General features: G+C 63.4%; 23 protein-coding genes. 13 read left to right on the top strand and 10 right to left on the bottom strand.

Translation table 11 applies throughout. The annotated features are described in order from the left end of the window. Positions 1-162 precede the first annotated feature (162 nt). From puuE to AAFN84_RS00265, 10 genes are all read left to right on the top strand, one after another. The gene (puuE, locus tag AAFN84_RS00310) at positions 163-1,596 is read left to right on the top strand and encodes an allantoinase PuuE (RefSeq protein ID WP_347512332.1); all 1,434 of its coding nucleotides are present in this window, start codon (positions 163-165) and stop codon (positions 1,594-1,596) included. Between the two features lie 11 nt (positions 1,597-1,607). Further along, a complete protein-coding gene (locus tag AAFN84_RS00305) occupies positions 1,608-2,435 on the top strand; it encodes a bifunctional allantoicase/(S)-ureidoglycine aminohydrolase (protein WP_347512331.1) in 828 nt (275 codons plus the stop codon). After that, complete coding sequence (locus AAFN84_RS00300; protein WP_347512330.1) at positions 2,432-2,929, top strand: ureidoglycolate lyase; 498 nt, start codon at positions 2,432-2,434, stop codon at positions 2,927-2,929. The genes AAFN84_RS00305 and AAFN84_RS00300 overlap by 4 nt, the downstream gene beginning before the upstream one ends. Continuing rightward, positions 2,926-3,525 carry a nucleoside deaminase gene (locus AAFN84_RS00295; RefSeq protein ID WP_347512329.1) on the top strand — a complete coding sequence of 200 codons (600 nt, stop codon included), beginning with the start codon at positions 2,926-2,928 and terminating at the stop codon, positions 3,523-3,525. The genes AAFN84_RS00300 and AAFN84_RS00295 overlap by 4 nt, the downstream gene beginning before the upstream one ends. 73 nt (positions 3,526-3,598) lie before the next feature. Continuing rightward, a complete protein-coding gene (locus AAFN84_RS00290; protein WP_347512328.1) occupies positions 3,599-5,593 on the top strand; it encodes a CocE/NonD family hydrolase in 1,995 nt (664 codons plus the stop codon). Positions 5,594-5,763: 170 nt separating this feature from the next. Further along, positions 5,764-7,350 carry an ABC transporter substrate-binding protein gene (locus tag AAFN84_RS00285; RefSeq protein ID WP_347512327.1) on the top strand — a complete coding sequence of 529 codons (1,587 nt, stop codon included), beginning with the start codon at positions 5,764-5,766 and terminating at the stop codon, positions 7,348-7,350. 14 nt (positions 7,351-7,364) lie between these two features. Next, on the top strand, positions 7,365-8,324 hold the full coding sequence (locus AAFN84_RS00280; RefSeq protein ID WP_347512326.1) for an ABC transporter permease: 960 nt from the start codon (positions 7,365-7,367) through the stop codon (positions 8,322-8,324). Positions 8,325-8,334: 10 nt separating this feature from the next. Further along, positions 8,335-9,165, top strand: coding sequence for an ABC transporter permease (locus AAFN84_RS00275; RefSeq protein WP_347512325.1), 831 nt, complete (start codon positions 8,335-8,337; stop codon positions 9,163-9,165). After that, positions 9,158-10,816, top strand: coding sequence for an ABC transporter ATP-binding protein (locus AAFN84_RS00270; RefSeq protein ID WP_347512324.1), 1,659 nt, complete (start codon positions 9,158-9,160; stop codon positions 10,814-10,816). Before AAFN84_RS00275 ends, AAFN84_RS00270 begins: the two co-directional genes overlap by 8 nt. Next, the gene (locus AAFN84_RS00265; RefSeq protein ID WP_347512323.1) at positions 10,817-11,659 is read left to right on the top strand and encodes an alkaline phosphatase family protein; all 843 of its coding nucleotides are present in this window, start codon (positions 10,817-10,819) and stop codon (positions 11,657-11,659) included. A gap of 3 nt (positions 11,660-11,662) precedes the next feature. On the opposite strand, the gene AAFN84_RS00260 is transcribed toward AAFN84_RS00265, so the two are convergent. Genes AAFN84_RS00260 through AAFN84_RS00230 form a run of 7 tightly spaced genes read right to left on the bottom strand, consistent with a single transcriptional unit; the run spans position 11,663 to position 19,418 of the window. Continuing rightward, positions 11,663-12,604 carry an alpha/beta hydrolase gene (locus AAFN84_RS00260; protein WP_347512322.1) on the bottom strand — a complete coding sequence of 314 codons (942 nt, stop codon included), beginning with the start codon at positions 12,602-12,604 and terminating at the stop codon, positions 11,663-11,665. Beyond that, positions 12,605-13,387 carry a carnitinyl-CoA dehydratase gene (locus AAFN84_RS00255; RefSeq protein WP_347512321.1) on the bottom strand — a complete coding sequence of 261 codons (783 nt, stop codon included), beginning with the start codon at positions 13,385-13,387 and terminating at the stop codon, positions 12,605-12,607. A gap of 3 nt (positions 13,388-13,390) precedes the next feature. Further along, positions 13,391-15,574, bottom strand: a complete 2,184-nt coding sequence (locus tag AAFN84_RS00250) for an acetate--CoA ligase family protein (RefSeq protein ID WP_347512320.1) — start codon at positions 15,572-15,574, stop codon at positions 13,391-13,393. After that, complete coding sequence (locus AAFN84_RS00245) at positions 15,571-16,293, bottom strand: DUF2161 family putative PD-(D/E)XK-type phosphodiesterase (protein WP_347512319.1); 723 nt, start codon at positions 16,291-16,293, stop codon at positions 15,571-15,573. The genes AAFN84_RS00250 and AAFN84_RS00245 overlap by 4 nt, the downstream gene beginning before the upstream one ends. 12 nt (positions 16,294-16,305) lie before the next feature. Next, positions 16,306-17,469, bottom strand: a complete 1,164-nt coding sequence (locus AAFN84_RS00240; RefSeq protein ID WP_347512318.1) for an acyl-CoA dehydrogenase family protein — start codon at positions 17,467-17,469, stop codon at positions 16,306-16,308. 2 nt (positions 17,470-17,471) lie between these two features. Beyond that, positions 17,472-18,485 carry a carnitine 3-dehydrogenase gene (locus AAFN84_RS00235; RefSeq protein ID WP_347512317.1) on the bottom strand — a complete coding sequence of 338 codons (1,014 nt, stop codon included), beginning with the start codon at positions 18,483-18,485 and terminating at the stop codon, positions 17,472-17,474. Between the two features lie 15 nt (positions 18,486-18,500). Then, entirely contained in the window at positions 18,501-19,418 is a 918-nt protein-coding gene (locus AAFN84_RS00230) for a 3-keto-5-aminohexanoate cleavage protein (RefSeq protein ID WP_347512316.1), read from the bottom strand. A gap of 86 nt (positions 19,419-19,504) precedes the next feature. Here AAFN84_RS00230 and AAFN84_RS00225 point away from each other — a divergent pair, with 86 nt between their 5' ends. Beyond that, positions 19,505-20,518, top strand: coding sequence for a GlxA family transcriptional regulator (locus AAFN84_RS00225; RefSeq protein WP_347512315.1), 1,014 nt, complete (start codon positions 19,505-19,507; stop codon positions 20,516-20,518). Here the strand turns inward: AAFN84_RS00225 and AAFN84_RS00220 are convergent. Together AAFN84_RS00220 and AAFN84_RS00215 are read right to left on the bottom strand one after the other, a co-directional pair. Beyond that, complete coding sequence (locus AAFN84_RS00220; protein ID WP_347512314.1) at positions 20,500-21,615, bottom strand: alkene reductase; 1,116 nt, start codon at positions 21,613-21,615, stop codon at positions 20,500-20,502. The two genes, AAFN84_RS00225 and AAFN84_RS00220, sit on opposite strands and share 19 nt — an antisense overlap. 14 nt (positions 21,616-21,629) lie before the next feature. Next, positions 21,630-21,926, bottom strand: coding sequence for a helix-turn-helix transcriptional regulator (locus tag AAFN84_RS00215; protein ID WP_347513753.1), 297 nt, complete (start codon positions 21,924-21,926; stop codon positions 21,630-21,632). A gap of 150 nt (positions 21,927-22,076) precedes the next feature. Between AAFN84_RS00215 and AAFN84_RS00210 the strand changes: the two genes are divergently transcribed. Both AAFN84_RS00210 and AAFN84_RS00205 read left to right on the top strand, forming a co-directional pair. Beyond that, complete coding sequence (locus AAFN84_RS00210) at positions 22,077-22,658, top strand: TetR/AcrR family transcriptional regulator (RefSeq protein WP_347512313.1); 582 nt, start codon at positions 22,077-22,079, stop codon at positions 22,656-22,658. Positions 22,659-22,670: 12 nt separating this feature from the next. Then, positions 22,671-23,051 carry a RidA family protein gene (locus AAFN84_RS00205; protein WP_347512312.1) on the top strand — a complete coding sequence of 127 codons (381 nt, stop codon included), beginning with the start codon at positions 22,671-22,673 and terminating at the stop codon, positions 23,049-23,051. 9 nt (positions 23,052-23,060) lie between these two features. Here AAFN84_RS00205 and pcaF read toward each other — a convergent pair whose 3' ends face one another. Next, the gene (gene pcaF, locus AAFN84_RS00200) at positions 23,061-24,269 is read right to left on the bottom strand and encodes a 3-oxoadipyl-CoA thiolase (protein WP_347512311.1); all 1,209 of its coding nucleotides are present in this window, start codon (positions 24,267-24,269) and stop codon (positions 23,061-23,063) included. Between the last annotated feature and the right edge of the window lies 1 nt (position 24,270).

Genomic DNA, 24,270 nt, shown 5'->3' with positions numbered 1-24,270 from the left:
TGTGTGCCGTTCACCGGCCATTGTCGTTCTTCAAATAGGGCAGCCTAGAGGATGCGAGCATACAGGCAGAGCCGGAGCCCGCCAAAAACTCTTTCAAACTTTCAGGGGGGAATTCCGCTTGGCTTTTCAACTATCCTGTCGCAGACCGATAGTGGAGGCGAAATGCGATATCCCAGAGACATGCGCGGCTACGGGCCGAACCCGCCGGATGCGAGATGGCCGGGCGGCGCGCATGTGGCCGTGCAATTCGTGATCAACTACGAGGAGGGTGGCGAAAACAACGTCCTCCACGGTGATGCCGCCTCCGAGGCCTTTCTGTCGGAGATCGTCGGCGCCGCGGCCTGGCCCGGCAAGCGCCACTGGAACATGGAGTCGATCTACGAATATGGCGCCCGCGCCGGCTTCTGGCGGCTTCACCGCATGTTCACCGCATCGAACGTTCCCGCGACGGTATACGGCGTGGCCACCGCTCTTGCGCGCTCGCCTGACCAGGTCGCGGCGATGAAGGAGGCCGGATGGGACATCGCCAGCCACGGCCTGCGCTGGATCGACTACCGCGATCACGACGAGGAAACGGAACGGGCCGATCTGCTCGAAGCGATCCGACTTCACGCCGAAGTCGTCGGTGAGCGCCCGACAGGCATGTATCTCGGACGAACGTCGGTCTGGTCTGTCCGGCTGACAGCCGCCGAGGGCGGTTTCGACTGGATATCCGACACCTATGACGACGACTTGCCTTATTGGCTCGACCATGACGGCCACGGCAATCCGATCAATCCACAGCTCGTGATCCCCTATACGCTCGACGCCAACGACATGCGCTTTGCCACGCCGCAGGGCTTCAATTCCGGCGACCAGTTCTTTGCCTATCTCAAGGACGCGTTCGACACGCTCTATGCCGAAGGCAAGGCTGGCCGGCCGGCAATGATGAATATCGGCCTGCACTGCCGCCTGATAGGGCGGCCAGGCCGAGCCGCCTCGCTGCAGCGCTTCATCGACTACGTGAGGAGCCATGACAATGTCTGGCTGGCGACCCGCCAGCAGATCGCCGATCATTGGCGCGAGCAGCATCCCTACGCTCCACGGGCGTTGCGGCCCAGCCGCATGAGCCGTGAAGACTTTGTCGCCCGTTTCGGCGGCATCTTCGAGCATTCGCCTTGGGTCGCCGAGCGCGCCTTCGATCTCGAACTCGGGCCCGCGCACGACAGTGCCGGCGGCTTGCACAACGCCCTTGCGCGCATCTTCCGCTCTGCGAGCGAGACCGAACGACTGGGCGTGCTCACCGCGCATCCAGACCTTGCCGGCAAGCTCGCGCAGGCAAAGCGCCTGACGGCCGAGTCGTCGGCGGAACAGGCGTCGGCGGGTCTCGATGCGCTTACCGACGCAGAGCGCGAGACCTTTACTCGGCTGAATGCCAGCTACGTGCAGACCTTCGGCTTCCCCTTCATCATCGCGGTCAAGGGACGCACCAAGACCGAAATACTCGACGCCTTCCGCACCCGTCTCAACAACGACCGCGCAACGGAATTCGGCACCGCCTGCACGCAGGTCGAACGGATTGCCCTCTTGCGTCTCAAAGACATCCTGCCCTCCTGAGGAATTGCCAGATGACCGGCCGCACCTATTTCGCGCCGCAGGGCGGACTACCGCCCCAGACCAGGCTTCATACTGGCCGCGCCGTCTTTACCGACGCCTACGCGGTGATTCCAAAAGGCGTGATGAGCGACATCGTCACCAGCGCATTGCCATTCTGGGAAGGCGCACGCGCCTGGATCCTGTCGCGTCCCTTGTCGGGTTTTGCCGAGACATTCTCGCAATACATCTTGGAAGTGGCGCCCGGAGGCGGCAGTGACCGGCCGGAGCCGGAGGCCGACGTCGAAGCCGTGCTGTTCGTACTCGAGGGTGCGTTGACGGTCACCCTCGACGGGCAGTCGCAGGTGATGCAGCCGGGCGGCTTTGCCTTCCTGCCGCCGGCCAGCGGGTGGACTACCAGAAACGACGGCGCCACACCGGTACGCTTTCACTGGTTCAGGAAGGCCTATGACTTCGTCGACGGCATCGACGTGCCAGATGCCTTCTTCGTCAATGAAGCCGACGTCGCGCCGCATCCGATGCCGGATACCGACGGCGTCTGGGCGACGACGCGTTTCGTCGATCCGACCGACATGCGGTACGACATGCACGTGACCATCGTGACGTTTGAGCCGGGCGGCGTGATTCCTTTCGAGGAGACGCATGTCATGGAACACGGCCTCTACGTTCTCGAAGGAAAAGCCGTCTATCGCCTCAACCAGGACTGGGTCGAGGTCGAAGCGGGAGACTATATGTGGCTGCGCGCCTTCTGCCCGCAGGCCTGCTACGCCGGAGGCCCAGGCAAGTTCCGCTACCTGCTCTACAAGGACGTCAACCGCCACGCGAAGCTGGCATTCCGATGAGCCGCATCCTCACAGCCCGCCCGCTGACCCGTGAGGCCTTCGCCGAGTTCGGCGATGTGCTCGACACCGATATGGACGCGCATTTCCCCATTAATGGTGGCAAGTGCGAGCGATTTCATGATCTGGCCAAGGTCGAGGCGGAGGGGCCGAATGCCCGGGTGCTGCTTTCACTCTTCAAGGCGACGCCTTACGAATTTCCGCTGAAGCTGACGATGGTCGAGCGCCACCCGTTCGGAAGCCAGGCGTTCATGCCATTGTCGCCGGCGCCGTTTCTGGTCATCGTCTGCCATGACGGCCCGGAAGGACCCGCTGAGCCGCACGTCTTCGTCACCGCGCCGGGGCAAGGCGTCAGCTATCCCCGCAACCTATGGCATGGCGTCTTGACACCGATCGGCTCTCCACAGGATTTTCTCGTGGTGGACAGGGGCGGCGATGGCAACAATCTCGAAGAGCACCACTTCGAAACGCCATGGGAGATCAGGCTGCCGGAATGACGACGCACGACGAACAATTCCTCCACCGCCTGTTCGATGTCATCGAACGCGAGATCGAGCCGAAGACCGCCGCTGGAGTGGCGAAGGGCAACAAGCTCTTTGGCGCCGCGATCCTGCGGAAGGACGATCTCTCGGTCGTCGTCGCCGAGACCAACAACGAGATGGAAAACCCGCTCTGGCACGGCGAAATGCATGCACTGAAGCGATTCTACGAACTACCGAAGGCGGATCGCCCCGAGACGGCCGAGTGCATCTTCCTGTCCACCCACGAGCCGTGCTCGTTGTGCCTGTCGGCGATCACATGGACCGGATTCGACAATTTCTACTATCTCTTCAGCCACGAGGATTCGCGTGACAGCTTCGCCATTCCGCACGATCTCAAGATATTGAAAGAGGTGTTCACGCTCGAACCCGGCGGATACAACGCGGAAAACGCGTATTGGAAGAGCTACGGGCTACGTCGCCTTGCGCGGGCACAGCCCGCCGATGCGCGTGAAACTCTCGAAGCAAGAATCGAGGTGATCGCTGCGCACTATGATCGCCTCTCTGAAACCTACCAGGCCTCGAAGGCGGAAAACGACATCCCGCTGAATTGAAGCGACGGCACCGGCTGCCGCGACTTGCAACCGACATGCGCTCCATGCCTCACTGTGAGGATTGGAGACATGCATGAAAACCATCACCGACTTCCCTCGCCCCATAACCGAAATCCCCGACTTCGGCATCGTCATGCCGGACGGTTGCCGACTGTCTGCACGCGTGTGGATGCCGACTGATGCCGAGAACGACCCCGTCCCGGTGATCCTCGAGCATCTGCCTTACAGGAAACGCGACGGCACCACGGCGCGCGACAGCCTCACGCACCCATATTTCGCAGGGCACGGCTATGCCTGCATCCGCGTCGACATGCGCGGCAACGGCGATTCCGAAGGGCTGATGGAGGACGAATACAGCCAGCAGGAATGGCAGGACGCTTGCGATGTCATCGCCTGGGCGGCATCGCAGCCCTGGTGCAACGGCAATGTCGGCATGATGGGCATCTCGTGGGGCGGCTTCAATTCATTGCAGGTGGCGGCGATGCGGCCGCCGGCGCTCAAGGCGATCATCACGCTGTGCTCGACCGACGACCGCTATGCCGACGACATCCACTACAAGGGTGGCCTGCTGCTCAACGAGAACATGGGTTGGGGCGCCACCATGCTGTCCTATTCGTCGCGCCCGCCAGACCCGGCGCTGGTCGGCGACAAGTGGCGCGAGATGTGGCTTCAAAGGCTTGAGAACGAGCCCTTCCTGCCGGCAACGTGGCTGGAGCATCAGACGAGAGACGCCTACTGGAAGCGGGGCTCGGTGTGCGAGGATTTTTCGGCGATCGAAGCCGCGACGCTGGCAGTCGGCGGTTGGGGCGACGCCTACAAGAACACCGTCTCGCGCATCGTCGCCGGCATCACCAATGCTCCGGCCAAGGGCATCGTCGGTCCCTGGATCCACAAATATCCGCACTTTGCCGTCCCTCACCCCGCGATCGGTTTCCTGCAGGAAGCGCTGCGCTGGTGGGACAGGTGGCTCAAGGGCATAGACACAGGGGTCGAGAACGATCCGGCAATGCGTCTTTATGTGATGGATTCGGTGCCTCCACGCGACTGGTATGCCGAGCGCCCCGGCCGATGGATCGCCGAAAAGCAATGGCCTTCCGCGATCCCGCATCAGCGCTTGCCGTTCGGCGATGCATTGACCTCGCAGGAAGCGCTTCCCGCCACTGTCTCGTCGCCCCAGGATACCGGTATGGCGAGCGGCGAATACTGCGCCATCTGGCTCGGCCCCGAGATGCCCGGCAACCAGCGTGACGATGACGCAAAATCGCTATGCTTCGACATGCAGGTCGACACGGCGATGGAGATCGTCGGCGCACCGGTTGTCACGCTCAAAATGGCAGCCGACAGACCGGCCGCCATGGTCGCGGTCAGGCTATGCGACGTAGGACCGGATGGAGCGTCCACCCGCATCACCTATGGCGTCCTCAACCTGACCCACCCGGACGGGCACGAACATCCCAAGGCGATCGTACCTGGCGAACAGATGGACGTCACTCTCCAGCTAGACGACATCGCCTATCGCATACCGCCCGGACATCGCCTGCGTGTCGCAATCTCGTCGTCCTACTGGCCGCTCGTCTGGCCTTCGCCTGAAACCGTGACATTGACCGTCCATGGCGGGGAACTCTCTCTTCCGCTGCGCAATTCGTCGGGCAATGTCGCGGAATGGACATTCGAGGAACCTGAATCCGCGACGCCATGGCGCACCGAAATCCTGAGGAAGAGCGCCAACAGCCGGCTCGTCGAACGCGACGAGGCGACTGGCACCGTCAGCCTCGTCATAGAGGACGATTTCGGCGAAGTGCGGGACCTCGACCACGGGCTCGTACATGGCGAGATCGCCCGCGAACGGTGGTCGATCGACCCCGGCGATCCGCTCTCCGCGCATGGAAAGACGCACTGGACGCAGACCTATCGCCGCGACGATTGGGCGGTCCGTATCGAGACGTTCACGACGATGTCATCGACACGCGACAGCTTCCGAATTGCCGGACAGATCGTGGCATTCGAAAGCGAACAACAAGTCTTCGAAAGACGGTTTGACCGGGAAATACCGCGCAATTTCGTCTAGGGTGATGCCGCAACGGCATTATGTCAGATGAGCCGCATCAATTACGCCATGCAATGTCGCAAATTGGCTTCTGGGGGTTGCGCTTTGTCGCCATTATGGCCCAAACAAGGCACATCCAACGATGCCTGCTAGATGGGTCCGAACAATTCCAACGGAGTGAGGAACAGTAAATGTCAAACGAACTCAAATATTTGAGCGGTCGAGTCGTGGCTGGAAAGCTCTCCCGCCGAGACTTCCTTGGCCGTGCTGCCGCACTCGGCGTCACCGCGACCTTCGCCAACTCGCTCATATCCGGCTCGGCCATGGCGCAGGAGCCCGTACGCGGCGGAACGCTCAAGGCCGGCATGCAGGGTGGTGAGTCCACCAACAGCCTCGACCCGGCGACGTGGCAGAGCCAGGTGCCCTACAAGTTTGGCCGCCAGTGGGGCGAGCAGATGGTGCAGCTCGCGCCCGACGGCACCGTCGAGCCATGCATTGCCGAAGAGTGGGGCGCATCCGACGACGCCAAGGAATGGACCTTCAAGATCAGGCAGGGCGTCGAATTCCACAACGGCAAGACGGTCACCGCAGAAGACGTCGTCGCCACGCTGGAGCGCCACTCAAACGAGGATTCCCAGTCCGGCGCGCTCGGCATCATGCGTGCGATCGACGACGTCCGCGCTAGCGGCAACGAGGTCATCATCTCTTTGAAGGAAGGCAACGCCGACCTTCCCTACATGCTCGATGACTACCATTTGATGATCCAGCCTAACGGCGGCAAGGATAACCCCACCGAAGGCGTCGGCACCGGTCCCTACACCGTGGCCGTGAACGAGCCGGGCGTGCGCCATGTCGGCGAGAAGTTCGCCAATTACTGGCGCGAAGACCGCGGCTTTGCCGATCAGATCGAGATCATCGTCATCAATGATGCGACGGCCCGCACCTCCGCGCTGCAGGGCGGCCAGGTCCACATGATCAACCGCGTCGAGCCGCGCATCGTCTCGATGATCAGCCGCGTGCCCGGCGTGACGATCCGCAACGTCGCGGGCAAGGGCCACTACGTCTTCATCGCCCATTGCAACACCGCGCCGTTCGACAACAACGATCTGCGGCTTGCGCTGAAATACGCGATGAACCGCGAGGAAATGGTCGAGAAGATTCTTCACGGCTACGGCTCCATCGGCAATGATACGCCGATCAATGCCTCCTATCCGCTGTTCTCCGACGATCTCGAGCAGCGCAACTACGATCCGGACAAGGCCAAATTCCACTTCGAGAAGTCGGGACATGAAGGCCCGGTCCTGCTGCGTACCTCGGATGTCGCCTTCCCAGGCGCCGTCGATGCAGCACAGCTCTACCAGCAGAGCGCTGCCGCCGCAGGCATCACCCTCGACATCCGCCGCGAGCCGGGCGACGGCTACTGGTCGGAAGTGTGGAACGTCCAGCCGTTCTCCGCATCCTACTGGGGCGGGCGCCCGACCCAGGACCAGATGTTCACGACCGCCTACCTGTCGACGGCAGACTGGAACGACACCCGTTTCTTCCGCGACGACTTCGACAAGATGCTCCTCACCGCGCGTGCGGAACTGGACGATGCCAAGCGCAAGGCGATCTATCGCGACATGAATGTCATGATCAACGAAGAGGGCGGCGTCATCGTCCCGATGTTCAATGACTTCATCGACGCGACCGCCGAGAGCGTCGGCGGTTGGGTCAAGGACGGCAATCAGGAAATGATGGGCGGCTACGCGCTGTCCAAGTGCTGGCTCAACTCCTGATTGGGGCCGGTCACATGGGGTCACCCATCTTGAAGCTCATCGCCCAGCGCATCGCGCTGGGCGTCCTTCTCCTGCTGGCCGTTTCGGTCCTGATTTTCGCCGGCACGCAGATCCTGCCCGGCGACGTCGCCCAGTCCATCCTTGGCCAGTCCGCGACGCCCGAAGCGCTTGCGAACCTGCGTGAAGAGCTCGGACTGAACGAGCCTGCCATCATGCGCTACTTCCAGTGGCTCGGCGGCATACTCCAGGGCGATCTCGGCACCGCGCTTACCAGCAGGCAGGACATCGCCACCGCGATCGGCGGTCGGCTCTGGAACACGTTGTTCCTCGCTTTCTGGGCGGCCGTCATCTCCGTCCCGCTGGCCATCATACTCGGGCTTCTTGCGGTGCGTTATCGCAATGGTGCGATCGACAAGACGATTTCCGGCTTCGCTCTCGCATCGACCTCGCTGCCGGAATTCTTCATCGGTTATGTCCTGGTCTACTTCTTCGCCGTCCAGCTCCAGTGGCTGCCTGGCATCTCGACCGTCTATGAGGGCATGCCATTCGTGGACAGAATGCGCGCGATTGCGCTTCCAGCAACCGCGCTCACGCTTGTCGTGCTTGCCCACATGATGCGTATGACGCGCGCGGCGATCCTCAACGTCATGCAGTCTGCCTACATCGAGACGGCGGAACTCAAGGGACTGTCGCAGTTCGACATCATTCGCCGCCACGCATTCCCGAATGCCATCGCGCCGATCGTCAACGTCGTCATGCTCAACCTCGCCTTCCTCGTCGTCGGCGTCGTCGTCATCGAGGTGATCTTCGTCTATCCCGGCATGGGTCAGTATCTCGTCGATCACGTCACCAAGCGCGACGTCCCGGTGGTGCAGGCAGTCGGCCTGATCTTCGCGGCTGTCTACATCAGCCTCAACATCATCGCCGACATCGCTGCCATCCTTGCCAACCCGCGTCTGCGGCATCCGAGATGAGAGGCGCGGCATGTTCGATTTGAAACGCGTAACACTGGGGGCCTGGATAGGCCTCTTCTTCACCGCGCTCTTCCTGTTCGCGGCGATCTTCGCCCCGTGGATCGCCCCATACGGCAAGGCGCAGATCGTCGGCGACGTCTGGGAGCCGATGTCGTCGCAATATCTGCTTGGTACCGACAATCTCGGCCGTGACCTTCTCTCGCGCATGATCTATGGCGCGCGGACGACGGTCTTCATCGCCGCAATGTCGACAGCGCTTTCATTCTCGCTCGGCGCGATCCTCGGCTTCAGCGCCGCGGTTCTGGGTGGCTGGTTCGATACCCTGATGTCGCGCTTCGTCGACCTCCTGATGGCGATCCCGACGCTGATCTTCGGGCTTGTCGTTCTGTCGGTGCTGCCCTCCACCATCCTGACGCTCATTCTCGTCATGGGCATCCTCGACTCCACCCGCGTCTACCGCCTTTCACGCGCCGTAGCCGTGGATATCAACGTCATGGACTACGTCGAGGCGGCAAAGCTGCGCGGCGAGCGCATGGGCTGGATCATCTTCCGCGAGATCCTGCCCAACGCCCTTTCCCCCCTCATCTCGGAACTGGGCCTGCGCTTCATCTACGCGGTGCTGTTCCTGTCGGCGCTGTCGTTCCTGGGTCTTGGCGTTCAACCGCCGGAGGCCGACTGGGGTGGCATGGTCAAGGAGAACAAGGAAGGCATCGTGTTCGGCATTCCCGCGGCCCTCATCCCCGCCGCCGCCATCGCGGCGCTGGCGATTTCCGTCAATCTGGTCGCCGACTGGGTGCTGAACCGCACCACCGACCTCAAGGGAGGACGCGGCAATGGCTAAGGCGCCCAGGAAGCAGCACGACGGAACCCTGCTGGACATCCGCAACCTGAAGATCGAGGCGACCGTCTACCCGCCCGGCGAAGACCCCAAGAACGTCACCATCGTTCACGGCGTCTCCCTTACGCTGGAACGCGGCAAGGTCCTCGGCCTGATCGGCGAGTCGGGCGCGGGCAAGTCGACGATCGGGCTCTCCTCCATGGCCTATGGCCGCGGCGGCGTGCGCATTACCGGGGGTGAAGTCCTGCTCAACGGACGTGACATTCTCAAGGGTGGCAAGTCCGGCGTCCGCAAGCTGCGCGGCAAGGAAGTCTGCTACGTCGCGCAGTCGGCGGCCGCCGCCTTCAACCCGGCCCACAAGCTGATGGACCAGGTGGTGGAGGCGACCGTCGAGCATGGGACAGCCACCCGGGCCGAAGCCGAGAAGCGGGCCAGGGAACTGTTCCGCAAGCTCAGCCTGCCCAATCCCGACACCATCGGCAATCGCTACCCGCACCAGGTCTCGGGCGGCCAGTTGCAGCGTGTCATGACGGCGATGGCGCTGTGCTCGGAGCCTGACCTGATCGTCTTCGACGAGCCGACGACCGCGCTCGACGTCACCACCCAGATCGACGTGCTCGCGGCGATCAAGGACGCGATCCGCGATACGGGCGTCGCCGCGCTCTATATCACGCACGACCTCGCCGTCGTCGCGCAGGTCGCCGACGAGATCATGGTGCTTCGCCACGGCAAGCTGGTCGAGTGGGGCGGCACCCACCAGATCATCAAGGAACCTCGCGAGGAATACACCAACAAGCTGGTCTCGGTGCACGAGATCGAGCACGAGGAGAAGCTGCCGCGCGGCACGCCGCTGCTTTCGGTCAAGAACGTCACCGCGTCATACACAGGCTCCGTGAAGGTGCTCAAGGATGTCTCGGTCGACATTCATCCCGGACAAACACTGGCCGTGGTCGGTGAATCCGGCTCAGGAAAGTCGACGCTCGCCCGCGCGATTACCGGCCTTCTGCCGCCTGAAGAAGGATCGATCACGTTTGCCGGACGCACGCTGTCCAACAGCCTGCGCGATCGATCACGCGACGACCTGCGCGAACTGCAGATGATCTACCAGATGGCCGACGTGGCGATGAACCCGCGCCAGACCGTCGCCACCATCATCGGCCGGCCGCTCGAGTTCTATTTCGGCATGCGCGGCAAGGCGCGTGACGAACGGGTGGCCGAACTTCTCGACAAGATCGAGATGGGCAAGGGCTTCGCCGACCGCTACCCGGCCGAGTTGTCCGGTGGGCAGAAGCAGCGCGTGTGCATCGCACGCGCGCTGGCGGCCAAGCCCAAGCTCATCATCTGCGACGAGGTGACCTCCGCTCTCGATCCCCTGGTGGCCCACGGCATTCTCGAACTCCTGCTGGAGCTTCAGGCGGAAGAGGACGTCGCCTATCTGTTCATCACCCACGACCTCGCGACGGTGAAATCCATCGCCGACTCGATCGCGGTGATGTATCGCGGCGAAGTGGTGCGCTACGGGCCGAAATCGACGGTGCTGGCGCCGCCCTTCGACGACTACACCGACCTTCTGCTCTCTTCGGTTCCGGAGATGGAAATCGGCTGGCTGGAGAAGGCGATCGGCAACCGCCGCATGCAGAGCGCGGGGAACTAATTGCCGCTTTCCTCGAAGCTGCTGCTGATCATCCTAGACGGGCTTCCATGGCGAAACTGGAAGCCCTTCATGGGCAATCTCGAAGGGTGGGTGCAATCCGGCGAAGCGCGGAAATGGCGCATGCGTTCGGTGCTGCCATCCACCTCCGCATGCTGCTACGCCTCGATCCATACGGGCGTCTCCCCGCAAGAGCACGGCATCGGCTCGAACGAGTTCCGACGCCGGGTCACCCAGCCGGACATCTTCTCGGAAGTCGCCATGGCCGGCGGCAAGTCAGGCGCGGTGACGCATTCCTACTGGTCCGAGTTCTTCAACCGCTATCCGTTCGATCCGGCTCGCGACATCGAATATGACGAACCGGACGGCCCGATCCATCATGGCCGCTTCCATACGATGAGCGGCTATGGCCACACCAATGGCATGACGCCGAGCGACGTCGACCTGTTCGCTACGTTGACGATGCTGACCGAGCGCCACCGCATCGATTACGGCATCCTGCACACCTGCACCGTCGACTCGATGGGCCATCGCTACGGCCAAGATTGCGTTGAGATGGACAACGCCCTCTACACACTCGATGCCAGCCTTGCGGGCTTCCTGCCCCGTTGGCGCGAACAGGGTTATGAAGTGATCGTCACTGCCGACCATGGCCAGACCCAGCGTGGCCACCATGGCGGCCACGATGACGAGATGCAGGACGTCGCGCTCTATTATTTCGGCGGCGGCTCCGCGCTCGCGGCGGAGGAAGACCTGCTCGACCAGCTCCAGCTCGCGCCGACGATCCTCAAACGCCTCGGCGTACCGGCGGCCGAAACGATGAAGGCGAAGCCGTTCCTGGCTTGACCGTCAGTATGGCCACTCACCGCGGCCCAGGGCCTTTACCGCCTCAACGATACGCGCGAAACTTTCGCGGGCACGGGACACCGTGTGGCGGGCGCGCAGGTGACCATGCACCAATCCCATATCCTCGATCCATGTCGCCTTTCCGCCCGCGGCCACCAGCGCGTCGCGATAGGTCTCACCGTCAGACGATAGCGGATCGCATTGCGCGGTGATCAGCACGGTCGGAGGCAGTCCGGAAAAGTCGGTATCGGCCAGGGGTGCGAAACTCGCGTCGCCGCTCACGTCACGGCCACCGGCACGCATGCGCGCGTAGAATTCCAGGTCGCGGCCCGACAGCATCGGCGCGTCGATATGCTCGACATAGGAGCCGCGTGACGTGTCGCCTCCCAGCCCCGGATAGATCAGCACCTGTCCGACAGCATGCCTCGCTCGCCCACGCGTCGCGTGAGCCACTGCCGCTGCGAGATTGCCGCCGGCGGAATCGCCTGCCAGCACGATCGCACGGTCATACGACTTTGCCGTCCAGTCAAAGGCCGCCAGCGCGTCGTCGAATGCCGCCGGGTGCGTGTGCTCCGGCACCAGGCGATAGTCCACCGAGATGACCTCGTAGCCGGTGCGATCACACAATTCGGCGCAGACGTCGTCGTGGCTCTCCAGGCCGCCGAGAATGAAGCCACCTCCGTGGAAGTAGAGCACGACAGCCGCATTGTCTGGATTATCCCTGCGATAGGTGCGGATCGGAATGCGGCGCCCGTCCGCTTCGATCGCGCCGGTGTGTGCCGACACGCCGTGCGGATTGCCGGCGTGAAACGCCTGGCACATCCGGTCATAGATCGCGCGCTGCTGTTCAATCGTGAAATCGATCGTGTCGGGCGGATAGAAGCTGTTGGTTCTCTCGATGAACGCCCAGGTCTCGGCATCGATGAGCTTTTCGTAATCGGCCATTCAGCGACCCTTCCAAACCGGATCACGCTTTTCGGCAAAGGCGCGGAACCCCTCCAGGCCGTCCTCGGAATCATAGAGTTCGTCAACGGTGCGGAATCTGCGCTTGGTAATGCGGTTCATCGCGTCCTGGAACGTCATCGCTTCTGCTTCGCGCGCGACTTCCTTGATCGCTGCGAAGACCAGCGGCGGGCCATCCGCCAGAAGCCGCGCCACGTCCCACACCCGCTCCTCCAACTGGCTGACAGGGTGGACTTCGTTGACCAGGCCCCACCGATGGGCCTCCAGAACGTCCATCCAGCGTCCCGTGAACAACAGATCCATGGCAACGTGGTACGGCATGCGCTTGGGCAGTTTCACCGTCGCTGCATCCGCCAGCGTCCCGGCGCGGATTTCCGGCAGCGCGAAGGATGATGTGTCGGAGGCGTAGATCAGGTCGCACGACAGGGCGAGCTCGAACCCGCCGCCAACCGCCATGCCGTTGACGCAGGCGATCACCGGCTTGTTGAGATCGCGCAATTCCTGCAGCCCGCCGAACCCGCCAACGCCATAGTCTCCGTCGACGGCGTCGCCGCCGGCTGCAGCCTTCAAGTCCCAGCCTGCGGAAAAGAACTTGTCGCCTGCGGTCTTGATGATCGCGACACGCAGTTCCGGGTCGTCCCGAAACGCCTTGAAGGTCTGTCCCAGCAGCCTGCTGGTCTCGAGATCGATGGCATTGGCCTTGGGCCGGTCGAGCGTCACTTCGAGAATGGCGCCGTCGCGGCGCGTCTTTACGACTTCGGTCATTGTCTACTCCCTTGTCACGAGAAGCGCGTCGGCAATCCATGCGCCCTCTCCTTGCCCGCATACGATCAGCGGGTTGATGTCCAGCTCGTCGATAATGTGCGCATGTGCGGAGACGAAATCGGTAATCTTGAGAATGGAGTCGGTCGCAGCGTCGAGGTCGGCCTTCTTTCTGCCACGATAACCGTCGAGCAGCGGAAACAGCTTCAGGCCCCGCACGCCGGCCTCGATCTCTTCCCGGCTTGTCGGCAGCAGCAACGTGGCCGAATCCTTCAGCAGCTCAACCAGCACACCACCGGTCCCGATCGTCATCACAGGACCGAACAGTGGGTCGCGCACGACGCCGACGATGAGCTCGACAACGCCCCCCTGCACCATGCGCTCGACATAGAACCCGGTGCCGATGTTGGCCAGTTCAAGCGCAGCGGCCTTCAACGCTTTTTCGTTTTCGAGCCCAAGCCGTACCGCGCCGGCTTCCGACTTGTGCGCAAGTCCCAGCGCCTTCAGTGCGACTGGAAAGCCGAGCGCTCGCGCGGCGTCGACAGCTTCCGCCACGGTGGACACGCGCTGGCCCGGTGGCACGGGCAGGCCAAAGGATGCAAGCAGTGCCTTGGCAGCGGCTTCGTCAGGCCACCCTTCCTCCCCCCCTGAGGGGGAGGTGCCCGCGAAGCGGGCGGAGGGGGTCATCGCGGCAGCGCACTGCGTCGTTGCGACGGTGTGCCCTCCTGTGGCGACCCCACCCGTCCGATCACCTTCGGTGATCGTCCACCCTCCCCTCGAGGGGGAGGGAGTGCGCGATTTCCACGCCTCACCAACAAACGCCGCCGCCGTCGCCGCGTCCATGGCCTCGGTGATGCCCAAAAGCGGCACGATCCCGCGCGCCATCAGGTTGTTCGCATATTCTTCCGAAAGGTTTTCCGGCATCGACACCACGATCGCGCCGCTTGCGGAATGCTGTTTCAGAGCTGCCTCGAAAGCATCGACCGTCGGCCACCAGTCGACGTCCGCGCAGCGGTCGGCGCGGGGGAAGTCCAGCACCAGCATGTTGAGATCGAACCCACCGGACACCATCGCCGAAAATGTCGCCGTCATGGCAGGTTCGTCGTTCCAGATGAAAGTGTTGTAGTCGAGCGGGTTGGCGATCGCCACCAGCGGCCCGAGGGCCTCGCGCACCTGCGCCTTGTGTGCCTCACCAAGGGCCGGAAAGTGTATACGCCGGCCTTGCGCGGCGTCCGCCATGACAGATGCCTCGCCACCCGAACAGCTCATCGACGACAGGCGACGGCCGGACAGCGGTCCAACCGCGTGAAGCAGCTTCAGCGTCTCTAGAAAGGACGGAATAGTGTCGACACGCGCGATCCCGAGCCGCTTGAGAAATGCGTCGGAGGCGGCATCCGATCCGGCCAGCGATGCAGTGTGGGAGATCGTTGCCTTGCGCGCCTGTTCCGAGCGCCCGACCTTCATCGCGACGATCGGCTTTTGCAGTTCGCGCGCACGGGCTGCGAGGCGCTGAAAACCCTCCACCGAGTCGAAGCCTTCGATATGCAGCCCGAGCGCGGAGACGCGATCGTCCTCGATCAGCCCCAATGCCATATCCGACAATCCCGTCTGCGCTTGGTTTCCGGCGGTGAGGAGATAGGCGATCGGCAGGCCGCGCTTCTGCATCGTCATGTTGATGGCGATGTTGGAGGATTGGGTGATGATCGACACGCCGCGCTGGCCTTCTGGAAGGCGGACGCCACCATGCTGGTCCGGCCAAAGCAGCGCGCCATCGGCATAGTTGATCAGGCCGTAGCAATTCGGGCCGATGATCGGCATGTCGCCGGCAGCCGCGACAAGTTCGGATTGCAGCCGCCCTCCATCGGCATCGTCGGCCCCGGCTTCCAGAAACCCGGCGGCAAAGCAAACGGCGCCGCCGGCGCCGCGCCGCACGAGCGCGCGAACGATGTCGACCGTCAGGAAGCGGTTCACGCCGATGAAGGCGGCATCGGGAGCAGCAGGCAGATCGTCAGCCGACCTGTAGGCTCTAACCCCGGCCACCTCGTCGCGCGTCGGGTGCACCGGCCATATCTCGCCGGCATAACCCATCTTAAGGCACTGCCTGACCACATTCGGCGCGAAGAACCCGCCACCGAACACCGCAATGGATTTTGGCCTGAGCAGTCGGGTCAGGTCGCGGCTGGCGGTCATGATGGGTTTTCCGATTGCTTCGACATCGCCGCTGCCAATTTCGCGATCTCGGTCGCATACTCGTCGATCGCCTTCGCCCCTTTGGGGCTCAGGGCGTAGATGCCGGTCTCGACACGCTCGAACCAACCATAGTGGTTGTCGGCCATCAGCCGTCTTGCGTGGGCGATACGGCTGTCCGCCGCCACTTTCGACGCCTTGGTCGGCCCAAGCTCACCGAGCAGCCGCAGGCACACCAGTGCCTCCTGCCGATAGGCGGTGACGAGGTTGCGGCGGGTCATGCCGCCGCTGTTGGGATCACCGACGAGACGGGCGAACTCCCGCAGCAGACGCGCCTTGCGCTGTTTCGACTGCCGCGGCTTGTAGGGCTCGGGGTCGCAATGCAGTTCGACGAAGCCGTCCGCGAGCCTGACCGTGATGAGCCCCAAGCCAAGCCGCCGGCACAGCTTGCGATTGTCGACCAGCGCCTTCAGCCATGCCCTGCCGCTTCCATGCGGTACCGCGACATAGACGGCATTGCTGATTGCCTGGCGCTGGATCGCCTGGTGGAAGAGCGACAGGGAAAAACCTGCCTTCAGCTCGACGATCACCGGATCCTCGCCCTCGCGCATCGCAACGACATCGGCCGATCCCACCTCGCCCTTGACGGTGTAGCCCTGCCCTTCGAGCACGCGCTTTACGGGCAGATAGAGGTCGGTCTCCCTGATGCCGATCTTCGCCATGCCGCCGCCGGTCTAGCCGCCGACCGCGCGCAGCAGGGCGCGCGAGATGATGTGCCGCTGGATTTCGCTCGTGCCTTCCCAGATGCGCTCGACGCGCGCGTCGCGCCATATCCGTTCGAGCGGAAGCTCGTCCATCAGCCCCATGCCGCCATGGATCTGGATTGCCTCGTCGGCAACGAAGGCGAGCATCTCGGTGGCCTTGAGCTTCGCCATCGCCATGTCCTCGTCGGTCACCGAGCCTTCGTCATATTTCCAGCCGGCTTCGAGCGTCAGCAGTTCCGCCGCCTTCAACTCCGTCGCCATGTCGGCGAGCTTGAAGGACACGCCCTGGAACTTGCCGATCTGTTGGCCGAACTGCTGGCGCTGCGCCGCATAATCTACCGCATGGCCGAGCGCGCGTTCGGCCCGTCCCAGGCAGGTTGCGGCTACCTGCAGACGCGTCGCGCCGAGCCACGAATTGGCAACCTCGAAGCCCTTGTGGACCTCGCCAAGCACTTGGCTGGCGGGCAGGCGGCAGTCGTCGAATTCCAGCACCGCATTGGTGTAGCCGCGATGCGACACGTTGCGGTAGCCATCGCGCACGGTGAAGCCGGGTGTTTCCTTGTCTACGAAGAAGGCGGTGATCTGCTTGCGCTTGCCGCGTGGCGTCTCCTCCTCGCCGGTTGCCATGAAGACGATGGCAAAACCAGCAATATCGGCATGGCTGATGAAATGCTTGGTGCCGTTCAGCACCCAATCGTCTCCATCCCTCACGGCCGTTGCCTTCATGCCGCGCAAGTCCGAGCCCGCCCCTGGTTCGGTCATCGCGAGGCAGTCCCACGTCTCGCCGCGCATGCAAGGGTAGAGATATTTCTCACGCTGCTCGGGCGTGCCCGCCAGAAGAATGTTCGATGGCCGCGCAACGCAGGTCCAATGCAGCGCGTAGTTGGCGCGGCCAAGCTCCTTCTCGTAGAGCAGCCAAGTCAGCGTATCGAGCCCTGCCCCGCCGACGTCCTCCGGCATGTTGGCGGCATACAGCCCTGCCGCCATCGCCTTGGCCTTGATCTCCTCGATCAGGTCGCGGCGCAGCACACCCGTGCGCTCCACTTCCGCCTCGTGCGGATAGAGTTCATTTTCGACGAAGGCGCGGGTCGTTTCGACGATCGCGCGCTGTTCTTCGGAAAGGCCGAAATGCATGGTCAGCCGTTCTCCTTCACCGATCCAGCCAGTCTCCGAACATAGTCGTTCTGCAACTCGCCCGCGCCCCAGCCTTGCCCGCCATTCTGCTTGCCGAGCGCGCCCATGATCGCCACGAGATTGTCGTCTCGGATGCGCTCCAGCTCGCGGATCGAGTGTTTGCCGGACTGCTCGTCGGATTGCGTGGCGATGAGATCGACCAGCTCGTCGTTGAACTCGGGTACGTCCATCAGCTTGGTCCAGGGCCAGGAGAGGCAGGGGCCGAACTGTGCCATGAAGTGGCGCATCCCGGCCTCGCCGCCCGCGATGCGGTAGACCTGGAACATGCCCATCTGCGCCCAGCGGAGGCCGAACGAATAGCGCATGATGTCGTCCAGTTCCTCGACGGTGCAGATGCCGTCCTTGATGAGCCACAGCGCCTCGCGCCACATCGCTTCGAGCAGCCTGTCGCCGACGAACGCCTCGATCTCCTTGCGGATCGCCACCGGCTTCATGCCGATCGAAGCGTAGAGCGACTTTGCCTTGTCGACACATTCGGGCGTCGTCTTCTCGCCGCCGACGATCTCGACGAGCGGCAGCAGGTAGACGGGATTGAAAGGGTGCGCCACGACGAGCCGCTCGGGATGCGCGGACATTGACGGCTGCATGTCGGTCGGCTTGATTCCCGAGGTCGACGAACCGACGATTGCGTCGGCACGCGCATGCGCGTCGATCGCGGCCAGCACCTTGTGCTTCAGGTCGAGCCGCTCCGGCACGCTCTCCTGGATGAGGTCGGCATCGGCCACGGCTTCTGCGATCGATCCTACATAGGTGATGCGCCCTTCGGAAGGCAGTCCATCGGGCGACATCTGCCGATAGGCATGGCGCGCATTCGCCATCACCTCGTTGACCTTGCGATCGGCTTCCGGGTCGGGATCGTAGATCGCCACGTCGATGCCGTTCAGCACCAGCCGGGCCACCCAGCCCGCTCCGATGACGCCGCCGCCGATGCAGGCGGCCTTGGTGATCTCGTTCATGTCGGTTCGCTCCAGTCAGCCCGCCAGTGGCGCGCGCTTTGTCAGGTTGAGTTTGGCACGCACCTCGTCCGGGCCGATCACCCGCGCACCGAGATTTTCGACGACGGTGACGGCGCGCTCGACGAGCTGGGCGTTCGTCGCAAGCTGGCCCCTGCCGAGCCAGAGATTGTCCTCAAGACCGACGCGGACGTGACCGCCGGCCAGAACCGACGCGGCGACGTAGGCCATCTGGTTGCGGCCGAGCGCGAAAGCCGAAAAAGTCCATTCCTTCGGAACGTTGTTGACCATCGCCATGAAGGTGTTGAGATCGTCAGGCGCGCCCCAGGGTACGCCCATGCACAATTGCACGAGCGCGTCCGGCTTCAGCACGCCTTCCTCGACCAGTTGCTTGGCAAACCAGAGGTGTCCGGTGTCGAACGCCTCGATTTCCGGCTTCACGCCCATGTCCGTCATCATGCCGCCCATGGCGCGCAGCATGCCCGGCGTGTTCGTCATGACATAGTCTGCCTCGGCAAAATTCATCGTGCCGCAGTCGAGCGTGCAGATTTCCGGCAGACATTGGCGCACATGCTCGACGCGCTCGGATGCGCCGGCCATGTCGGTGCCGTTCTGCTTCAGCGGCAGCGGCGCCTCGGTCGAGCCGAACACCATGTCGCCGCCCATCCCGGCGGTCAGGTTCAGCACCACGTCGACTTCGGCGTCGCGGATGCGTTCGGTCACTTCCCGGTAGAGTGCTACGTCGCGGCGCGGTGCGCCTGTCTCAGGGTCGCGCACGTGGCAATGGACGATCGCAGCACCAGCCTTGGCGGCATCGATAGCGGCGTCTGCGATCTGCTTTGGCGAACGCGGCACATGCGGGCTGCGATCCTGGGTACCGCCCGATCCGGTCACGGCGCAGGTGATGAAGACGTCCAGGTTCATGGCCAGTGGCATTCAAGTTCCTCCGATAAGGCTTTGCTTGGACTTTCATCAAGCATGCCTGACTTGCAGAACCGTGGTTGACGATTTACGAATGCAGATTGATGCAAAGCGAACACCCTTCAATCTTCCAGCCCAACCCCTCTCCTCTGCGGCTGACCTTTCTGGTGTTTTCCGGCGCTTCGGTCATGTGCGTGGCATCCGCCATCGATCCGCTACGGGCGGCGAACCGTGTCGTCGGTTCGAAGCTCTTCGATTGGACCATCGTGTCCGCCGATGGCAAGCCACCTCTGACGACGGCCGGGCTGCCGATCGCCGTGGAGGGAAGCTTTCAGGGCGATGCTGAGACCGATCTTCTCGTCATCATAGGCGGCTTCGGCACGAGGCTTCAGGCAACGCCCGCCTTGCTCGCCGCGTTGCGGCGTACGGTGCGCCTTGCGAAGGCGATATGCGGGGTGGAGGCAGGCGCGTGGCTGCTCGGCATTGCCGGCCTGCTGGAAGGCCGCGCCGCGACAACCCACTGGGAGGATTTGGAGGATTTCGCCGCGCGCTTCCCAGGCTGCAATGTCAGGCCCGACCGCTATGTCATCGATGGCCCGATCCTCACTGCCGGTGGGGCATCGCCCGTCTTCGACCTGATGCTGCACCTTATCCGCTCGCGGCTGGGGATGGCCGTGGCGCTCGATGTCGCCAGCGTCTTCATCTACGATCAGGCGCGCGCGGCCACCGACGCGCAGCCCCTCGTCTCGCTCGGCCGCCTTGATGGCTATGACGCCCGCATCGCGCAGGCAATCCGACTGATGGAAAGCCGCATCGATCGTCCGCTCACCATCGGCGCCATAGCCAAGCGCGCCGGCGTCACCACCCGCACGCTCGAAAAGACGTTCACCAAAGCGATCGGCGAAACGCCCGGCGCCTATTATCTGCGCCTGAGACTGAACGCGGCGCGCCGTCTGGTACTCGACACCGTAGAACCGATGGCCGATATCGCAGCGCGCACCGGCTTCTCCTCTGCAGCCGCCTTTTCCCGGGCGTTTTCCCGTTCCTTCGGCAAGCCGCCCGTCCAGATGCGGCGCGGCTTGCCGGTGCCGGCGGCTCAGGCGGCGAAGGGATAGTCCGTGTAGCCCTTTACGCCGCCGCCGTAGAACGTAGCCTTGTCAGGCTCGTTGAGCGGCAGCCCATCGCGCAGACGCGCGACGAGGTCGGGATTTGCGATGAACAGCTTGCCGAATGCGACGAGATCAGCACGTCCGCTCTGGACTGCCGATTTCGCGAGAGGACCGTCATACCCGTTGTTGACCATCCAGGCGCCCTCGCCGCCGGCGTCCCGGTAGGCGGCCTTGTAGGCCGCATAGTCGAAGGGCTCGTTACCCTGCTGATAGTCGCGCTGGCCGCCAGTGGCACCCTCGATCGTGTGGATATAGGCCAGCCCGCGCGAAGCAAGCCCGCGCACGACGTAGTCGAACAGTGGCTGCGGATCCGGATCGGATGCGTCGTTTGCAGGTGTGACAGGGGATAGTCGTATGCCGACCCTGCCCGAACCGACCGCCTCGGCTACCGCATCGACCACTTCGAACAGCAGCCGGGCCCGGTTCGGGATCGGACCGCCATAGGCGTCGTCGCGGTGGTTGCTTCCCGATCGCAGAAACTGGTCGATCAGGTAGCCGTTGGCCGCGTGAATTTCGACCCCGTCAAATCCAGCCTGTTCCACCGCTGCCTTTGCTGCGCGACGGTAGTCGTCGACGATGCCGGGGATCTCGCCGAGTTCCAGGGCACGTGGCTCGGATGTTTCGGCGAAAGAACCCGTCCCGTCGCCATTGATCAGATAGGTCTTCGACTTGGCCTGGATGGCGGATGGCGCAACCGGCTTGCCACCGTCGGGCTGAAGGCTGGTATGGGAGATGCGCCCGACATGCCACATCTGCGTGACGATCCGCCCGCCGGCTTCGTGAACCGCGTCCGTGACGCGTTTCCACGCGGCCAGCTGGTCCTCGCCATACAGACCCGGTACGTCCGCATAGCCCTGCCCCTGATGGCTGATCGCGGTTGCCTCGGTGATCAGGAGCCCGGCGGATGCGCGTTGCGAGTAGTACTCGACGACAAGATCGGTTGGCACGGCATTGGGCGAGCGGTTGCGCGTCAGTGGGGCCATTACGACGCGGTTGGGAAGATCAAGGTCACCGACCGTCATGGGATCAAACAAGGTGGACATGGGAAGCTTTCGTTCTAGAGGTCTGCGAGGGAGGCGCGAAAGGCGCCGATCGTGCGCTCGTCACGGGTGTAGAAGACGAATGGTCCGACCTTGCGGGTTGTCACAAGACCGGCCGCCGAAAGTGCGGCGAGATGTGCCGATACGGTCGACTGCGACAGTCCGCACCGTTCGAAACTGCCGGCACACACACCCATCCCGAGCGGATGTGACTGGCCGGAAAAATGCCGCTCCGGTTCCTTGAGCCAGGCAAGCATGTCTCGCCGCACGGGGTGGGCAAGCGCCTTCAGGATTAAGTCTCGGTCGGGAACCATATCGTCCATTCCCGATATGTGGATCGCTCGAAGGCGAAATTCGAGAGGCACGCCGGATTTTTTCCACCAGGGGCCGGCCGCCCCAAGAAACGTGTTGCGGCACTTTATAGAATATGTATTATATAATGACCGTTTTAAAAAGGATTTCTAGTGGCACGCCCCCGCATCTTCAATCCCGATGCAGTCCTGTCCGCAGCGATGCACTGCTTTCGCACCAAGGGTTACGCGCGTGTCTCGATCAAGGACCTGGAGCAGGCGACGGGCGCAACCTCGGGCAGCCTCTACAACAGCTATGAAAGCAAGGAAGGCCTGTTCCGCGCCGCGCTCGACCACTACGTCGAGATCGTGATCAAGGGGCGCGCCAAAGCCTTCGCCGGTCCGGAAGCCGGGCTGGACGATCTCGAAAATCTGTTCATGTCGATCTGGGAGATGCCGCAGGCGGATGGCTTCGGCTGCCTCGTCACCAACAGCGCCATTGAATTCGGGCCGAACGCGCCGCCTTTCGCCAGCGAGAAGATCGCCGATGGAATGTCCATCACGGCGCAGGGTATCCGCACGGTCCTTCTGCGTGAGCTTGGCGACGAGGAGGGCGAGCGGGAGGCCACCCACCTGACGCTCGTCTATCACGGAATGCTGGTTCTATCCCGCTCCGGCGTCCTTGCCGAAGAGCACCGCCGCTCGATCCGGGACCTGTTCGCCCGGCTGAACGCAACTCGCAAAACGAAACAATGAGAGGACACTGAAATGCTCACGATGCTCAACAACCGGGATTTGCCGCCCCCCATGGGATACAGCCACGCCGCGCTTGCGAGCGGGCCACAGAAGACGCTGTTCGTATCCGGCCAGGTCGGGGTCGCCGCAGACGGCAGCGTACCGGCCACAGTCGGCGAGCAGGCGAAGCTGGCCGTCGCCAATGTCTATGCCATGCTGGCAGAGGCCGGCATGGACACCATGAACCTCGCCAAGGTGACGATCTACCTCACCGACGAAGCGCATATCGGCGAGTTCATGATGGCGGCGGGAGGAACGCTTCCCACCCCGCCACCGGCGACGACCCTGCTGATCGTCAAGGGCCTCGCCGCGCCGAACCTCTTCGTCGAGATCGAGGCGATCGCCGTCAAATAGGCGTTCGCGTCAGACCCGCTCGAGCGCCACCGCGATGCCCTGCCCAACGCCGATGCACATTGTCGCCAGCGCAAGCTTGCCGCCCCGCTCGTGCAGTTCGAGCGCAGCTGTACCGGAGATACGCGCGCCCGACATGCCAAGCGGGTGCCCGAGCGCAATCGCGCCGCCATTCGGGTTCACGTGCTGCGCGTCCTCGGCGATACCGAGGTCGCGCAGCACGGCGATGCCTTGGGAGGCGAAGGCTTCATTGAGTTCGATGACATCGAAGTCGGACGGCGAAATGCCGAGACGCGCACACAGCTTCTTGGTTGCCGGCGCTGGGCCGATACCCATGATGCGCGGCTCGACGCCTGCGACCGCCCCGCCGACGAAACGCGCGATGGGGGTGAGGCCGTATTTCTTCACCGCCGCCTCGGAGGCCACGATCAGCGCCGCCGCACCGTCATTGACACCTGAAGCGTTGCCGGCGGTCACGGTGCCGCCTTCCTTCTTGAATGGCGTCGGCAACTTGGCGAGCGTTTCGACAGTGGTGCCGGCACGCGGATGCTCGTCCTTGTCGACCACGACCGCATCGCCCTTGCGCTGCGGGATCGTCACCGCCACTATTTCTTTTGCCAGCCGGCCATTGGCCTGCGCAGCGACGGCCTTCTCCTGGCTGCGCACCGCAAAGGCGTCTTGGTCGGCGCGCGTCACGCCGAATTGCTCGGCGACGTTCTCGCCGGTTTCCGGCATTGAATCGACGCCGTACTGCTTCTTCATCAGCGGATTGACGAAACGCCAGCCGATCGTCGTGTCGTAGATCTCCGCATTGCGCGAAAAGGCCGTATCGGCCTTGGGCATGACGAACGGCGCACGGCTCATCGATTCGACGCCGCCCGCGACCATGATCTCCGCCTCGCCGGCCTTGATGGCGCGCGCGCAGATCGTCAGGGCATCCATGCCCGAGCCACACAGACGATTCACAGTGGAGCCTGCCACCACGGTCGGCAGGCCGGCCAGCAGCAGCGCCATCCGCGCAACGTTACGATTGTCCTCGCCAGCCTGGTTTGCGCAGCCATAGACGACGTCGTCAATCGCGTCCCAGTCGACACCGGCATTGCGTTCCACGAGCGCCTTCAACGGCACCGCGCCAAGATCGTCAGCCCTCACCGACGAGAGCGATCCGCCAAAACGGCCGATGGGAGTGCGGACATAGTCGCAGATATAGGCTTCGGCCATT

The sequence above is a fragment of the Mesorhizobium sp. CAU 1741 genome (genome assembly GCF_039839275.1).
In the GTDB taxonomy this organism is placed as follows: domain Bacteria; phylum Pseudomonadota; class Alphaproteobacteria; order Rhizobiales; family Rhizobiaceae; genus Aerobium.
This window is presented reverse-complemented; position numbering and strand designations above follow the sequence as displayed.